This is a genomic window from Nocardia sp. NPDC055053 (assembly GCF_053608285.1).
The window spans coordinates 3,185-17,619 of the sequence record NZ_JBSGVD010000049.1; the positions used below are offsets into that span (position 1 = coordinate 3,185).

At 67.7% G+C, this 14,435-nt stretch carries 14 protein-coding genes; 8 read left to right on the forward strand and 6 right to left on the reverse strand.

The annotated features are described in order from the left end of the window. Positions 1-191 precede the first annotated feature (191 nt). Together ACWF82_RS31075 and ACWF82_RS31080 are read left to right on the forward strand one after the other, a co-directional pair. On the forward strand, positions 192-1,826 hold the full coding sequence (locus tag ACWF82_RS31075; RefSeq protein WP_452506983.1) for a GMC oxidoreductase: 1,635 nt from the start codon (positions 192-194) through the stop codon (positions 1,824-1,826). A 26-nt stretch (positions 1,827-1,852) separates the two neighbouring features. Next, positions 1,853-2,746 (forward strand): ion transporter, encoded by an 894-nt coding sequence (locus ACWF82_RS31080; RefSeq protein WP_452506985.1) that lies wholly within the window; start codon positions 1,853-1,855, stop codon positions 2,744-2,746. On the opposite strand, the gene ACWF82_RS31085 is transcribed toward ACWF82_RS31080, so the two are convergent. From ACWF82_RS31085 to ACWF82_RS31095, 3 genes are all read right to left on the reverse strand, one after another. After that, complete coding sequence (locus tag ACWF82_RS31085; RefSeq protein WP_452507030.1) at positions 2,733-3,935, reverse strand: low temperature requirement protein A; 1,203 nt, start codon at positions 3,933-3,935, stop codon at positions 2,733-2,735. The two genes, ACWF82_RS31080 and ACWF82_RS31085, sit on opposite strands and share 14 nt — an antisense overlap. Positions 3,936-4,003: 68 nt before the next feature. Next, positions 4,004-4,462, reverse strand: coding sequence for an SRPBCC family protein (locus tag ACWF82_RS31090; protein WP_452506987.1), 459 nt, complete (start codon positions 4,460-4,462; stop codon positions 4,004-4,006). Between the two features lie 98 nt (positions 4,463-4,560). After that, a complete protein-coding gene (locus tag ACWF82_RS31095; RefSeq protein ID WP_452506989.1) occupies positions 4,561-5,133 on the reverse strand; it encodes a TetR/AcrR family transcriptional regulator in 573 nt (190 codons plus the stop codon). Between the two features lie 71 nt (positions 5,134-5,204). Between ACWF82_RS31095 and ACWF82_RS31100 the strand changes: the two genes are divergently transcribed. The 3 genes from ACWF82_RS31100 to ACWF82_RS31110 all read left to right on the forward strand — a co-directional run bounded on the left by ACWF82_RS31100 (position 5,205) and on the right by ACWF82_RS31110 (position 8,221). Next, the gene (locus tag ACWF82_RS31100) at positions 5,205-5,780 is read left to right on the forward strand and encodes a dihydrofolate reductase family protein (protein ID WP_452506991.1); all 576 of its coding nucleotides are present in this window, start codon (positions 5,205-5,207) and stop codon (positions 5,778-5,780) included. A 137-nt stretch (positions 5,781-5,917) separates the two neighbouring features. Next, positions 5,918-7,183: an aspartate kinase gene (locus ACWF82_RS31105; RefSeq protein WP_379081917.1), complete on the forward strand. Its 1,266-nt coding sequence runs from the start codon at positions 5,918-5,920 to the stop codon at positions 7,181-7,183. A 3-nt stretch (positions 7,184-7,186) separates the two neighbouring features. After that, positions 7,187-8,221, forward strand: a complete 1,035-nt coding sequence (locus ACWF82_RS31110; protein WP_452506993.1) for an aspartate-semialdehyde dehydrogenase — start codon at positions 7,187-7,189, stop codon at positions 8,219-8,221. A 57-nt stretch (positions 8,222-8,278) separates the two neighbouring features. Here ACWF82_RS31110 and ACWF82_RS31115 read toward each other — a convergent pair whose 3' ends face one another. Next, positions 8,279-8,836, reverse strand: a complete 558-nt coding sequence (locus ACWF82_RS31115) for a TetR/AcrR family transcriptional regulator (protein WP_452506995.1) — start codon at positions 8,834-8,836, stop codon at positions 8,279-8,281. 91 nt (positions 8,837-8,927) lie between these two features. On the opposite strand from ACWF82_RS31115, the gene ACWF82_RS31120 reads away from it, so the two are divergent. Next, complete coding sequence (locus ACWF82_RS31120) at positions 8,928-9,359, forward strand: nuclear transport factor 2 family protein (protein ID WP_452506997.1); 432 nt, start codon at positions 8,928-8,930, stop codon at positions 9,357-9,359. Here the strand turns inward: ACWF82_RS31120 and ACWF82_RS31125 are convergent. Then, positions 9,356-10,708, reverse strand: coding sequence for a serine hydrolase domain-containing protein (locus ACWF82_RS31125; RefSeq protein WP_452506999.1), 1,353 nt, complete (start codon positions 10,706-10,708; stop codon positions 9,356-9,358). The two genes, ACWF82_RS31120 and ACWF82_RS31125, sit on opposite strands and share 4 nt — an antisense overlap. A 75-nt stretch (positions 10,709-10,783) precedes the next feature. After that, the gene (locus ACWF82_RS31130; protein WP_452507001.1) at positions 10,784-12,022 is read right to left on the reverse strand and encodes an APC family permease; all 1,239 of its coding nucleotides are present in this window, start codon (positions 12,020-12,022) and stop codon (positions 10,784-10,786) included. Positions 12,023-12,352: 330 nt separating this feature from the next. Here ACWF82_RS31130 and ACWF82_RS31135 point away from each other — a divergent pair, with 330 nt between their 5' ends. Together ACWF82_RS31135 and ACWF82_RS31140 are read left to right on the forward strand one after the other, a co-directional pair. After that, a complete protein-coding gene (locus ACWF82_RS31135; RefSeq protein ID WP_452507031.1) occupies positions 12,353-12,787 on the forward strand; it encodes a Fur family transcriptional regulator in 435 nt (144 codons plus the stop codon). Next, positions 12,784-14,244: a catalase gene (locus tag ACWF82_RS31140; RefSeq protein ID WP_452507003.1), complete on the forward strand. Its 1,461-nt coding sequence runs from the start codon at positions 12,784-12,786 to the stop codon at positions 14,242-14,244. The genes ACWF82_RS31135 and ACWF82_RS31140 overlap by 4 nt, the downstream gene beginning before the upstream one ends. Positions 14,245-14,435 lie beyond the last annotated feature (191 nt).

A 14,435-nucleotide genomic window follows, 5' to 3' on the forward strand; every position in this document is an offset into this window, starting at 1 on the left:
CCCGCCCGGGGGGCTGCTGCGGGCGCCCCCCGCCCCCGGCGCCCCGCCGGGGGGGACGGCCGCGACCGCCGCTGCGCGGCGGACCCTCCTAGGGGTCGGGTCGTGCGGGGTGGGGCGCATTCGTGAGATTCGACAAAATGACGCACTGACGGGGCGATTTGTCGGTTTCACGCGGTATCCTGCGCTCGGCCATGCGTGATGAGGGAGGTGGCCTGGTGCACAGACGTGCCTTTTTCAAGGCGGCGGGACTGGCGACGTTTGCCGGTGCCGTGGGGGCGACGCTGACGAACCCGGTGGCGACGGCTGATCCGCGGGAAGCGATGTTCCGGTCCTGGGTGCCGGAGATCTTCGCACCGATCCCGGACGCACCGGCGCATACGCAGGCGATCGTCATCGGCTCCGGTTTCGGCGCCGCTGTCACCGCGTTGCGGCTGGCCGAGGCCGGGATCGCCAACACCGTGCTCGAGCGCGGCTCACGCTGGCCCAACGACCCGTGGCGCGAGATCTTCACCGGCGACGACCTGCCCGACGGCCGCGGCTTCTGGCACCGCACGAGCTTCACCGGCGTCAACAAGGTGCCGATGAGTTTCGGCACGTTCGGCGGCGTTCTCGACGTCACCGAGTATCCGGGGATCGATGTGTGGCGCGCGGCCGCGGTCGGCGGCGGCTCGGTGATCTTCAGTGGCGCGATGATCGCGCCCGAGCGCAAGCTGTTCGACCACGTCTTCGGCGGCGTCGTCGACTACGGCGAGCTCGAGCGCGTCTACTACCCGCGGGTGCGCGAGATGCTGCGTCTCGACCCGATGCCCGCCGACATCTACCACGCCTCGCCGTTCGCGCATTCGCGCGCCTGGGACGACCAGGTGCGCGCTGCCGGTTACCAGCCGCTGCCCAACGACTCGATCTTCACCTGGGACGTGCTGCGCAGCGAGCTCGCCGGCACCTCCCGCGCCTCGGCCACCGCCGCCCGCTCCAACCTGGGCAATTCCAACGGCGCCAAGTTCGACCTGAACCAGAACTACCTGCGCTACGCCGCCCAGACCGGCAAGTCCCAGGTGTATCCAGGCCACCGGGTCGACAGCATCGCCCAGGAGGCGAGCGGCAAGTTCGTGGTCACCGTGACGAAACTGGCGCCGTCCGGTCAGTTCCTCGGCTCCCGCACGCTGACCTGCGACCAGCTGTTCCTCGGTGCCGGTTCCATCGGCACATCCGAGCTGCTTGTCCGTGCCCAGGCGACCGGTGCGCTGCCCAACCTCAACGAGCACATCGGCGACGGCTGGGGCACCAATGGTGACGTGGCGCTCGCCCGCGGTGCGAGCAGTGTGGCAGGCCAAGGCCAGGGCGTGCCGAGCGCCAGCCGGATCTACGACGGGTCGACCGTCCCGCTGACCCTGGAGAACTGGTACATCCCCGGCATCCCGTTCGAGACCGGCGCGCTGGCCTCGCTCGGCATGGTGCTCGATTCGACAAGGACCCGCTTCGGCTACAACGCCGCGACGGGCAAGGCCGGGCTGAGCTGGTCGGCGGGCGCCCAGGAAGCCGTCGCGGGCGCGGCCCGCGCGGTCGACCACCGGATCGCCGAACGCGCGGGGGCCATCACCGAATACGGCGCCCTCGGCTACGACGCGAATGCCCAGTTCACCGCGCACCCGCTCGGCGGCGCCGTGCTCGGCAAGGCCACCGATGCCTTCGGCCGCGTGCACGGGCACCCCGGCCTCTACGTGATGGACGGCGCGGCGATCCCGGGCAGCACCGCGACGGTCAACCCGTCGCTGACCATCTCCGCGCTGGCCGAACGCAATATCGCGGCGATCCTGCGCGGCTGACCGGCGAAGTCGGACAGAATCGAGACGTGCACAACACCTGGCGCCCACGACCGGCCGAGCTCGAGGAGGCCCGTTCACGTTACGAGGCCCCGGACACGCGGCGCCAGCAGCTGGAGACTCTGCCGGACGTGCGCTCCAAGACTCCGTCGCTACGCACCGATCTGTTCATGCTGGTGCTGGCGATCATCTCGGTGGTCCTGGTCGTGTGGATCACCTTCTTCCCGGTCTCGGACGCGACCTATCGCGCGATCGTGATCACCGACTGGACGATCTGCGCGATCTTCCTGATCGAGTTCCTGTGGCGCTGGCGGCGCGCGGGCTGGCCGTGGTCGTTCCCGTTCATCTACTGGTACGAAGTCCTCGGCATGATCCCGGTGACCAGCCCGATCTTCCGCAGCTTCCGGTTGCTGCGGATCGTGGTGATCCTGATCCGGCTCGGCCGGGTCGCCGACCGGGCACTCGGTGAGCGGGTCACCGCGACGATCGTGAACCGGTTCGTCGGCACCATCGTCGACGTCATCAAGCGCCCGATGACCATCGCGATCCTCGACGAGGTGTCCAAGGTTCTGCGCGCCGGCCACTACACCAAGAACATCGCCGCGGCGCTGGAGGAGAACCACGCCGAGGTCGACCAGATGATCGTCGACCTGATCAAGAACGATCCGCAGACCGGCAAGCTGCGCTACGTCCCGTTCCACGACGACATCATCCGGCTGGTCGCCGACACCGTGTACCGGATGCTGCGCCAGCTGCTCGACGATCCGCGCACCGACGAACTCGTCGCCGACATGCTGCGGGAGAACCTGGACCAGATCAACGACGCGGTCCGCGCGGGCGTGCGGGTGCCGCCGTCGCATCGAGGGGCGACGCCAACCGAGCACGGCGTGCGCCACCACCTCTCCCAGGTCAAGCGTGTCTGATCTCGTCGCGCGGCTCGGCGTAGCGGACGGTCTCGAAGATCACCAGCAAGGCCAGCACCGCGCAGAGCACCGCTAGTGCGGCCAGCGCGGGCAGATTCGTCGCCAGCGGGATCAGCGCGACCAGCACCACCGCGGTGACCACCCTGGCGATCGACACCGACTTGGTCGCGTAGTACTTCGCCGCGACGACGCCGAGCAGGAACAGCGCGGGCCCGACGAAGAGCGCGGCGAGCGGAATGCCGTGCAGCGCGTCGGTCAGCTTGTGGGTCGAGGCGTCGCCCACGTAGTACAGCACCTTCTTCAACCCGAGCGAGAGCGCGATGACGCCGGCGATCATCGGGAAATGCCCGTAGGTGTAGCTGCGCTGCGCGATCTTGATCTGGTGCGCGCCCCGAGCATGGGCGAAGGCGTGCTCGATCGAGATGGCCGCGACGTCGAAATACAGCCACCACAGCAGGCCCGACACCGCGAGCCCGAGCATCGAGCCGAGCGCGATCGGCCACGAGATCGGCAGCCCGGCGACCCCGATGCCGATCGAGACGATGGACTCACCGAGGGCGATGATGACGATCAGGCCGTAGCGCTCGGCGAAATGCGAGGCCGAGTTGATCCGCCAGTCGGTGCCCGCGAACCAGGTCCAGACCATGTCGCCGACGATCGCGGCGAGCCACAGCACGATCTGGGTGAGGCCGTCGGTCATCGCGGCGACGACGAGCAGGGCGGTGCCGAGGGTGATCGAGCCGAGCGCCCAGCGCAGCACCTGCCCGCGCAACTGGGAGTCCCCGGCGCTGATCACCCAGAAGATCGAGACGTGCACCAGCCGCACCACCAGGTAGGCGATGGCGAAGACCAGCGGACCGAACCACCCGCCGCTCAGGTCCTCGAACGCCTCGGGAATGGTCAGTGCCGCGATGAACGCCCCGCCCATCGCGACGAACATCGCCACCCTGGCCGCGCCCTCGTCGGCCCGCACGACATTTCCGAGCCAGGAATAGGCGATCCACAGCCACCACATCAGCGCCAGGACCAGCGCGGCGCGGACCACATTGGTCGGGGTGGGGTTGTCGGCGGCCAGCGCGGTGACCATCGTGAAGGCGAAGACGATCACGAGGTCGAAGAACAGTTCGAGCTGGGTTACCGAGGCGCCTTCGGCCACCTGCTGGAACCGAACCCGTCGAGTACCGATCATGCCGCTCATCGTCGCACCCGGACTCGTGGTCCGCGCGGAACGAGCGATCGCTTTCGCCGTCGGCGCAACTAGCCGATGGCGTAGCCCTCGACAGGGGGGAACTGCTCGGCGAAGTCGATGAAGTTGTCCACACCCTGCTGGTGCTCCTTGCGGAGATTCCGGTTGAACAGCAGGCCGGGGATGGGCAGCGGGTACCGGAATTCGACGTGGAGGTCGACCTCGGTGCCCTCCGGGCCCTCGAACAGCTCGTACGAGCCGCCGCCTTTCGAGCCGCGGCTGCTGTCGACGACCTCCCAGGACACCCGGTGGGGTTCCCAGGTGTATTCGAGGACCTGCGAGTCCGAGTCGCCCATGATGTGCGCGGTCACGAACACCCGGCGTGGCCTGCCGTTTGGATCTAGGGGACCGATGCGCACGTCGCTGAAGGACGGGGACCACTCCGCCAGTCGATCGACGGCGAGTAGGGCATCCATGACCTGATCGATGGGGGCATCGACGGTGAATCGGATGTCGATCTTCGAGCGCATCTTTGTCTATCCTCCGAACCCCCGCTGTCTTCGCGCCCGATTGTGCACAGTTGTACCAGTGATCGTCAACACGTCTATGGTCTGGACAAATGACCGGGTCAGCCGCGTATTGCCCGCTCGACGGCGGTTTCTATCAGTTCCATGCTCTGTTGCTCGGTGAAAATTCCGGGCAGTGTGAGGTGTTCGACGATCAGCCAGTTCAGCGCCAGATACAGCAGGAGTACCGACGCCTCGTCGCCCGGCTGGCCGGAAGCCAGGTGGTTGCGGACGTTGAAGTCGATATCGGCGCGGACCCGCTCGGTGAGCACCTCGCGCAGCTCGGGGCGCCGGGTGGCTTCCAGCCGCAATTCGAGCAGCGCGAGGTAGGCGGTGCGGTGCGATTCGAGCCTGCTGACGACCTCCTTCATCAGCCCCTTGATGTTCTCGACCGTCTTCGGGCCCTCGCTGACCAGCGCCATCGTCTCCTCGGTCGGCTGGACCACCTCGTAGAACCGCGTTCCCGCCTGGGTGAGCAGCTCGTCGCGGCTGGTGAAGTAGTTGGACGCGGTGCCGACGGGCACCCCCGCCTGTTTGTCCACGGCGCGGAAGGTGAGACCGCGGGCGCCCTCGCCTGCCAGCACCTCGATCGCCGCGTCGAGCAGCGCCTGCCGTCGTTCGGGATTAGTTCGCACTTGACACCACTCCGTCTGTAGTACTACGTTCAAACCACTTCATTCAGAGTACAACAACCTAGGCGGTACCCATGCGAAAGCTTGTCTACTACATCGGTGTCTCGCTCGACGGCTACATCGCGGGTCCCGGCGGGGAGTACGACTTCTACCCGACCCCGCCGGAGTACTCCGGCTGGCTCAACGGCGAATTCCCCGAAGCCGTCCCCGCCCACCTCCGTCCGCACTTCGGCATCGACGTCGACACACCGAACAAGAACTGGGACACCGTGGTGATGGGCCGCGGCACCTACGACCCGGCCTACGAAGCGGGAATCGTCAGCCCGTTCCCGCACCTGAAGCAGTACGTCTTCTCGTCGTCGCTGGCGCCGGTCGACGACCCGAACGTCGAGATCGTCTCCGGCGATCCCGCCGAACTGGTGCGCGAACTCAAGCAGCGGGACGGCCTCGACATCTGGCTGTGTGGCGGCGGGAAGCTGGCCGCTCAGCTCATCGACGAGATCGACGAGATGATCGTCAAGAGCTACCCGGTGATCGCGGGCGACGGCGTCCCGGCCTTCACCGGCGTCTTCAAACCGACATCCTTCACGCCGGTGCAGCGCAAGGAATTCGACAACGGCACGCAGGTCACCTGGTTCTCCCTGGCCTGATTTCCGTGGCTATCCACAGGTGACAAGCCTGTGTCGTTTTCCACAGGCTGGGGAGGTAGCGGCTAAACCGGTGGACCTGGGCCGGTAGTCTAGGTCGCTGATACCAAGCCTGATTGTCGATCGTGAAGGACCTAGCCGTGGCTCTCGTTGTTCAGAAGTACGGAGGATCCTCGGTGGCCACCGCCGAGCGGATCCGGCGCGTCGCTGAACGGATCGTGGAGACCAAGAAGCAGGGCCACGACGTCGTCGTGGTCTGCTCGGCCATGGGTGACACGACCGACGAACTGCTCGATCTCGCGGAGCAGGTGGCGCCCGCGCCGCCTGCTCGCGAGATGGACATGCTGCTCACCTCCGGTGAGCGCATCTCGAACGCGCTGGTGGCCATGGCGATTCATTCGCTCGGTGCCGAGGCGCGCTCGTTCACCGGTTCGCAGGCCGGTGTGATCACCACCGGCGCGCACGGCAACGCCAAGATCATCGACGTCACCCCTGGCCGCCTGCAGGAGGCGCTGGCCGAGGGGCAGATCGTGCTCGTCGCCGGCTTCCAGGGCGTCAGCCAGGACAGTAAGGACGTCACCACACTTGGCCGCGGCGGTTCCGACACCACCGCCGTCGCGCTGGCCGCCGCGCTGAAGGCCGATGTCTGCGAGATCTACACCGACGTCGACGGCATCTTCAGCGCCGACCCGCGCATCGTCGGTGACGCGCAGAAGCTCGACAACATCTCCTACGAGGAGATGCTGGAGATGGCGGCCTGTGGCTCGAAGGTGCTGATGCTGCGCTGCGTCGAGTACGCGCGCCGCTACAACGTTCCCGTTCATGTTCGGTCGTCCTACACCGACAAGATCGGCACCACTGTTTTCGGATCGATGGAGGACATTCCCGTGGAGCAGGCAATCCTGACCGGCGTCGCGCACGACCGCAGCGAGGCCAAGGTGACCGTCGTCGCCCTGCCGGACGAGCCGGGCTACGCGGCCAAGGTGTTCCGTGCGGTCGCCGACGCCGAGATCAACATCGACATGGTGCTGCAGAACATCTCCAAGGTCGACACGGGCAAGACCGACATCACCTTCACCCTGCCCAAGACCGACGGTGCCCGCGCGGTCGAGATGCTGACCAAGCGCCAGGACGAGATCGGCTTCGCGCAGGTCCTCTACGACGACCACATCGGCAAGGTCTCCCTGGTCGGTGCCGGCATGAAGTCGCACCCCGGCGTCACCGCCACCTTCTGTGAGGCGCTGGCCAACGCGGGCGTGAACATCGACCTGATCTCCACCTCGGAGATCCGGATCTCGGTACTGGTGCGCGACACCGAACTCGACGAGGCAGTGCAGGTCCTGCACAAGGCCTTCGATCTCGGCGGCGAAGAGGCCGCCGTCGTCCACGGCGGAACGGGGCGTTAAGCGATGGGTGTACGGGTAGGAGTCGTCGGCGCGACCGGTCAGGTCGGCGCTGTCATGCGCAAGCTGCTCGAGGAGCGCAACTTCCCGGCCGACGAGGTGCGGTTCTTCGCGTCCGCGCGCTCGGCCGGTAAGACGCTGCCGTGGCGCGGCGGCGAGATCGTCGTCGAGGACACCGAGACCGCCGATCCGTCGGGTCTCGACATCGCGCTGTTCTCGGCGGGCGCCACCATGTCGCGCGTGCAGGCCCCGCGTTTCGCGGCAGCCGGTGTCACCGTGATCGACAACTCCTCGGCGTGGCGCAAGGATCCCGAGGTGCCGCTGGTCGTCTCGGAGGTCAACCCCGAGGCCACCCGCAACCTGCCCAAGGGCATCATCGCGAACCCGAACTGCACCACCATGGCCGCGATGCCGGTGCTCAAGCCGCTGCACGACGTGGCTGGCCTGCAGCGCCTGATCGTGTCGAGCTACCAGGCGGTGTCGGGCTCCGGCCTGGCCGGTGTGGAGGAGCTCGCCTCGCAGATCCGCGCGGTGGCCGACGACGCTGAGAAGCTGGTGCACGACGGCAGCGCCGTCGAGTTCCCCGCGCCGAACAAGTACGTCGCCCCGATCGCGTTCGACGTGATCCCGCTCGCGGGTTCGCTCGTCGACGACGGCTCCGGCGAGACCGACGAAGACCAGAAGCTGCGCAACGAGAGCCGCAAGATCCTCGGCCTGCCCGACCTGCTGGTCAGCGGCACCTGCGTGCGCGTGCCGGTCTTCACCGGCCACTCGCTGTCGATCAACGCCGAGTTCGCCGAACCCCTTTCGGTACTGCAGGCCAAGGAACTGCTGGCCAAGGCACCGGGCGTGCGCCTGGTCGACGTGCCGACCCCGCTGGCCGCCGCGGGCCAGGACGAATCCCTGGTCGGCCGCATCCGCCAGGATCCGGGCGTCCCGAGCGGTCGCGGCCTTGCGCTGTTCATCTCCGGCGACAACCTGCGTAAGGGTGCCGCGCTCAACACCATTCAGATCGCCGAAGTGCTCCTCAACAACCGCTGAGCAGTCCGGTAGAACGGGCTGGCCCATCACAACCGATGGGCCGGCCCGTTTTTCGTCTCAGGAACCGACCCGGCGCAGTCCGTCCAGGATGACCGCGAAGGTGAGGTCGCGCTGCCGTTCGTCGGCCTCGCGGGTGGCACCGAAACCGGCCTTCAGGATGAGCATCAGATCGTCGACGCCGATATCGGATCTGATCGCGCCGTCGCGCTGGGCACGCCGCAGCAGCGTGCCGATGGCGCCGGTCAGGTCGGCCGACGCGCCGAGGGTAGCCAGCTGATCCGAGCCGACCGCGTCGGCGAGATCGCGTTTCACGCTGTTCTCCCGGCCGAGGTAGGCCAGGAATTCGAAGAACGCCGCCCCGGCGTCGGCGGCCTCGGCCAGATCGCGCGCATAGGCCGCAGCGCGTTCGACCCGGTCGATGATCGCAGCCGTGAAGAGCGCTTCCTTGGTGGGGAAGTGCCGATACACCGTGCCGGCGCCGACTCCGGCGCGTCGCGCGATCTCATCGATCGGCACCGAAAGTCCCTCGGCGGCAAAGGCTTCCTGCGCCGCGGTCAGCACCAGCTCGCGATTACGGCGGGCGTCGGCGCGCAGCGGGCGTGGTTCGTCGGTCACGGTGGCGAGTCTAGCGAGGACCGTTGACAACCGGGGCGCTGGTTCCGGATGATAAGCGGGTCCACCGTTCCGGTTATGAAGGGATGCTCCGATGACCGAAAGCCCGGTACACCTCGTCGAGCGGTTGATGGCCGTTCTCCCCGCCCGTGACGCGGCGGCCTTCACCGCCGACTTCGCCGACGACGCCGTCTTCGAGATGCCGTTCGCGCCGCCCGGCGTCCCCGGCCGCATCGTCGGCCGCACGGCGATCCGCGACGCCCTGCGGCAGGGCTGGGCGGCCGCCGCCTCGGCGGCCCAGGTGCATGCCATACATCCGCAGATCTACGCGACCGACGACCCCGAGGTCGTCGTGGTGGAAACCGAGGTGGAGGTGACCCGGCCCGGCGAGGAACGTGTCCGGGTCCGCTCCGCGATCAACGTGATCCGGGTGCGCGCGGGGGAGGTGGTGCTGTATCGGGACTACCTGGACTCGGCCCGATTCCGGCACGGCCGCGCCGACGAGGCGTCGGTCACCGGCGGCTAACGACGGATTCCCGGTGTGCGCGGATCGTCGCCGACGCAGGCCAGGATCGCGCACCCCGGCGGAATGCTGGCGAACGGGGCGGCCAGCGGCTGGTTCAGGCAGCTGAAGACGGAGCAACCGGGGTAGGCGCCGGGGCCGATCCCGAATACGGCCAGCAGGATGTCGCGGTCGACGAGGGTACTCGGATCGAACTGCACCGGCGGTTCCACATACGGCTGCGCGACGGGCGCTTTCGTGTCGGTGAAGGCGGTGAACAACCGGCGGAAGAACTCGTGCGGCAGTTCCTCGGTATGCGCGATCACCCCGGCAGGGCCGTATTTGGTCTGGTTGCCGAACGGGCCGGTCCACATCACCGTCAGGTCCAGACTCGGGAAGAAGAAGACGTTCTGCAGGCCGAGTCCCGACATGAAGAACGTGTCGTCGGGCAGGAAGTCCGGTGACTCGGCGCAGCCCGCACCCACCCAGAACAGGTAGCCGTAGCAGCGGTTTTGGGGTGACGGTGTGCGGGCTTTGCGCAGGTAGCCGGACGAGAGCAGCTGGGAATCGCCCCAGCGGCCGTCATTGGCGACGAGCAGCCCGAGCTTGGCGAGGTCGTTGGGCGGCAGCAGCAGATGCGCGTAGCCGTAGGTGTGGCCGGAACGGTCACGCGCCCAGTAGTAGTCGCCGCGTTCGATGCCGAGCGGGTCGAACAGCTCGCGCTGCGCGAACTGCTGCAACGGTTCGCCGACGGCCAGCTCGATCACGTACGACAGCAGGTCGACATTGCGCTGGCTGTAGCTGAACTTGGTGCCGGGCGGGTGGGTCAGCTCGACGGCCAGCGCCTGCACGGCACTGTTCGGATCGATCGGAATCACCGCGGTGACGCCTTCGGTGAGCACCCCGGTCTTCATGCCGGAGGTCTCGGTGAGCAGGTTCTCCACCGTGATCGAGCGGTGCGCCGCGTCGCCGAGACCGGCGGGCAGGTAGTGGTCGATCGGCGCGTCGATCGCGAGTTTGCCCTGGTCGGAGGCGATTCCGGCGATCATCGACACCACCGATTTGGTGACGCTCCAGATGTTCCACGCGACATCGCCGGTCTCGTCGTTGCGTAGCCCTTCCCCGACCAGGCAGTTGTGCCGGAACACCTGCACATTCAACCGGTTGCGGCTGGCCGCGAACCGCAGTGCCGCTTCGACTTTCGCCGAGTCGAGGCCGACCTGTTCGGGGCGCGCGCGTTCGAGCTCGCGTGCCGAGGTCACCGCACAGGTCGTCGATGTGTCAGGGGCAGCGGTCGCGGGCCCGGCGAACAGACTCGCCGAACCCAAGGTGGCCACCATCGTTCCCGCGAAAAGTCCCCTGATCAGCCCCATGTGGCCGAGGGTAACCCGCGCCGAGTTCCGTAACCCGTAAAGCGGGGCCGCCCGATCCCCTAATCGCGGGTATGTTCATCTACCCGTAAAACCCCGAACCACATAGACTGCCGCGCCGAAAGCCAGCACACCGAGCCCAGCCAGCACCGAGCCGATGGGCAGCGAGAACCCGACGACGACGCACCCGAGCGCCCCGAGCACCGGAACCCAGCGCGGCGGCCTGCGTTCGGCCGCGGTGAGGGTGGCCGCCGACAGATTCGCGACCAGGTAGTAGCCGAGCACCGCGAACGAGGAGAACCCGATCGCCGTGCGCAGGTCCATCGTCGCCGCCAGTACCGCGACGACGACGCCTACCGCGAGCTCCGCCCGATGCGGCACGGCGTACCGGGGATGCACCGCCGCGAGCGCACGAGGCAGATGCCCGTCGCGCGCCATGGCCAGCGTCGTCCGCGACACACCGAGGATCAGCGCCATCAGCGAGCCCGCGGCGGCGAGCACCGCACCCGCCCGCACCACCGGCGCGAGCCACCCAGCGCCCGCGGCCTCGACGACCCGAGCGAGCGGATCACGCGCCGCCGCGAGTCCACCGGAACCCAGCGTGAGCAGCGCGGCCACCGCGACCAGCGTGTACACCGCCAGCGCCCCCGCCAGCGCGAGCATGATCGCCCGCGGAATCGTGCGCCCGGGATCGCGCACCTCCTCACCGAGCGTGGCGATCCGCGCGTACCCGGCGAACGCGAAGAACAGCAGTCCCGCCGCCTGCAACACCCCGTACGGCCCGATCTCCGCATCGAGAACCGTTGCCGCCGAACGATTCCCACCGAACCCGGCCACCGCCACCGCGGCGAGCACCGCGAGCACCAGCCCCACGATCACCCGCGTCGCCAGCGCCGACTTCTGCACCCCCACATAGTTGATCCCGGTCACCACGACCACCGCCCCCACCGCCACCGCGTGCGCCTGCTCCGGCCACGCGTAACTCCCCACCGTCAACGCCATCGCCGCACACGACGCCGTCTTCCCGACCACGAACCCCCACCCCGCCAGATATCCCCAGAACGCCCCCAGCCGCTCCCGCCCGTACACATACGTCCCACCCGACACCGGATACAACGCGGCCAACCGCGCCGAGGACATCGCATTGCAATACGCGACCACCGCGGCCACCCCCAACGCCACCAGCAGCCACGACCCCGCCACCCCCGCCGCAGGCCCCAGCGCCGCGAAAACCCCGGCCCCCACCATCGCCCCGAGCCCGATCACCACCGAGTCCCACAACCCGAGCTCACGCCGCAACCGCGCTTCCGAAGCCATACCCCCATCCTCGAGCATCGCCCGTTGGTGCGCGAGCTGTGCCGCGACATGACAAACGCCGCCAGGTCGATGAGGGAGACCTGGCGGCGTTCGAGTCGATGGGCCGTCTCTCCGGACGGCCCGTCAGGGTGTCGACGCCCCACAAGCGCCTCTCGGCGAGTGGTCGCTCGTAGCGACATAGGGGTGAGGCCCGGGGCTGTTCGGACGCCGACAGTGGTGTTCAACCGAGTTGTCCGGCGAGCTATTCCGTGTGCCCGATGTGATCCGCGCAACGGTACTTGATTCTCTCCATTTCTTGACTAATTCCAGAAAAGGAGGAGAGTGGGTCGCGTGCACACCGAGGAGACGGACACCTGCCGACTGTTGCGTGATGCGGGTTTGCGGGTGACCGCGCCCCGGATAGCTGTCCTGAATGCTGTTGCCGCGCATCCGCATTCGGATGCGGAGGCGATCGCCGCCGTGGCCAGGGCGACGCTCGGCACGGTGTCGACGCAGGCGGTGTACGACGTACTCAATGCCTGCGTGCGAGTGGGAATCCTGCGGCGGATCGAACCGGCGGGCTCACCGGCCCGGTTCGAGACGCGGACAGGGGACAACCACCATCACCTGGTGTGCCGAAGTTGTGGGGCGGTGGTCGACACCGAATGTGTCGTCGGTGCCGCCCCCTGTCTGCAGCCCGCGGACGATCACGGCTTCACGATCGACGAGGCCGAGGTCGTCTTCTGGGGGTTGTGCCCCGACTGCCGAAACCAGGAGGCGAAATGACCAAGCCGACCACCACGAACACCGGTAGTGCCGTCGAGAGCGACGACGAATCGCTGTCAGCCGGAACCCAGGGACCGGTGCTGCTGCACGACCACTACCTGATCGAGAAGCTGGCCCAGTTCAACCGCGAGCGGGTCCCGGAGCGGATCGTGCACGCCAAGGGTTCCGGCGCCTACGGCGAGCTGGTGGTGACCGGCGATGTCAGCCGCTACACCAAGGCCACGCTGTTCCAGCCGGGCGCGCGCACCGAATCGCTGGTCCGGTTCTCGACCGTGGCCGGTGAACAGGGCAGCCCCGACACCTGGCGTGACCCGCGCGGTTTCGCGGTGAAGTTCTACACCGAGGACGGCAACTACGACCTCGTCGGCAACAACACCCCGGTCTTCTTCATCAAGGACGCGATGAAGTTCCCCGACTTCATCCGCTCGCAGAAGCGCTTGCCCGGCAGCGGCCTGCGTGACCACAACATGCAGTGGGATTTCTGGACGCTGCGCCCGGAGTCGGCGCACCAGGTGACCTGGTTGATGGGCGACCGTGGCCTGCCCAAGACCTACCGCCACATGGACGGTTTCGGCTCGCACACCTACCAGTGGATCAACGCCGAGGGCGAGCGGTTCTGGGTGAAGTACCACTTCAAGACCGATCAGGGCATCGAGTTCCTGACCCAGGCCGAGGCCGACACCCTCGCGGGCACCGACCCCGACTACCACCGCAAGGACCTGTGGGACGCGATCGAGCGCGGCGACTTCCCGAGCTGGACGCTGAAGGTCCAGATCATGCCGGTCGCCGAGGCCGAGGCCTACCGCTTCAACCCGTTCGACCTGACCAAGGTGTGGTCGCAGCGGGACTATCCGCTGATCGAGGTCGGCAAGTGGACGCTGAACCGCAATCCGGGCAACTTCTTCGTCGACATCGAGCAGGCCGCGTTCGAGCCGTCCAACATCGTCCCCGGCATCGGTTTCTCGCCGGACAAGATGCTGCTCGGCCGTGTCTTCGCCTACGCCGACGCGCACCGCTACCGGATCGGCACCAACTACGCGCAGCTGCCGCCGAACCAGGCAAGGGCCGCCGAGGTGAACTCCTACTCGAAGGAGGGCGCCATGCGGTACCAGTACAACCCCGCCGACGTGCCGGTGTACGCGCCGAACTCCTACGGCGGCCCGCACGCCGACCCTGCGAAGGCGGGCGACGGCGGCCTGTGGGAGTTCGAACCGTCGATGGTGCGGGCTGGTTACATCCAGCACGCCGAGGACGGCGACTTCACCCAGGCGGGCACGCTGGTGCGTGAGGTACTCGACGACGCCGCCCGCGCACGCCTGGTCGACAACATCGTCGGCCACGTGCTCGCCGGCGTCAGCGAGCCGGTGCTGAGCCGGGTGTTCGAGTACTGGCGCAATGTCGACGCCGAGCTCGGCAAGCGGGTCGAGGAAGGGGTGCGGGCCGGCCAGGAAGGCTGATCCGCGAGTAGTAGACATCGAGGCAGGTACGCCGCAAGGCATACCTGCCTCGAGTCGTGTCCGCAGGAAATAGATTGGCGCGGAAGCGGTTCGGCCTCCGCGCCGTCGATGTCGTATCGGTCAGAAGTTGCTGAACCAGTACAGCAGGCTAGCCAGCACCCAGACGATCAAAGTCTCCATCGTCGTTCTCC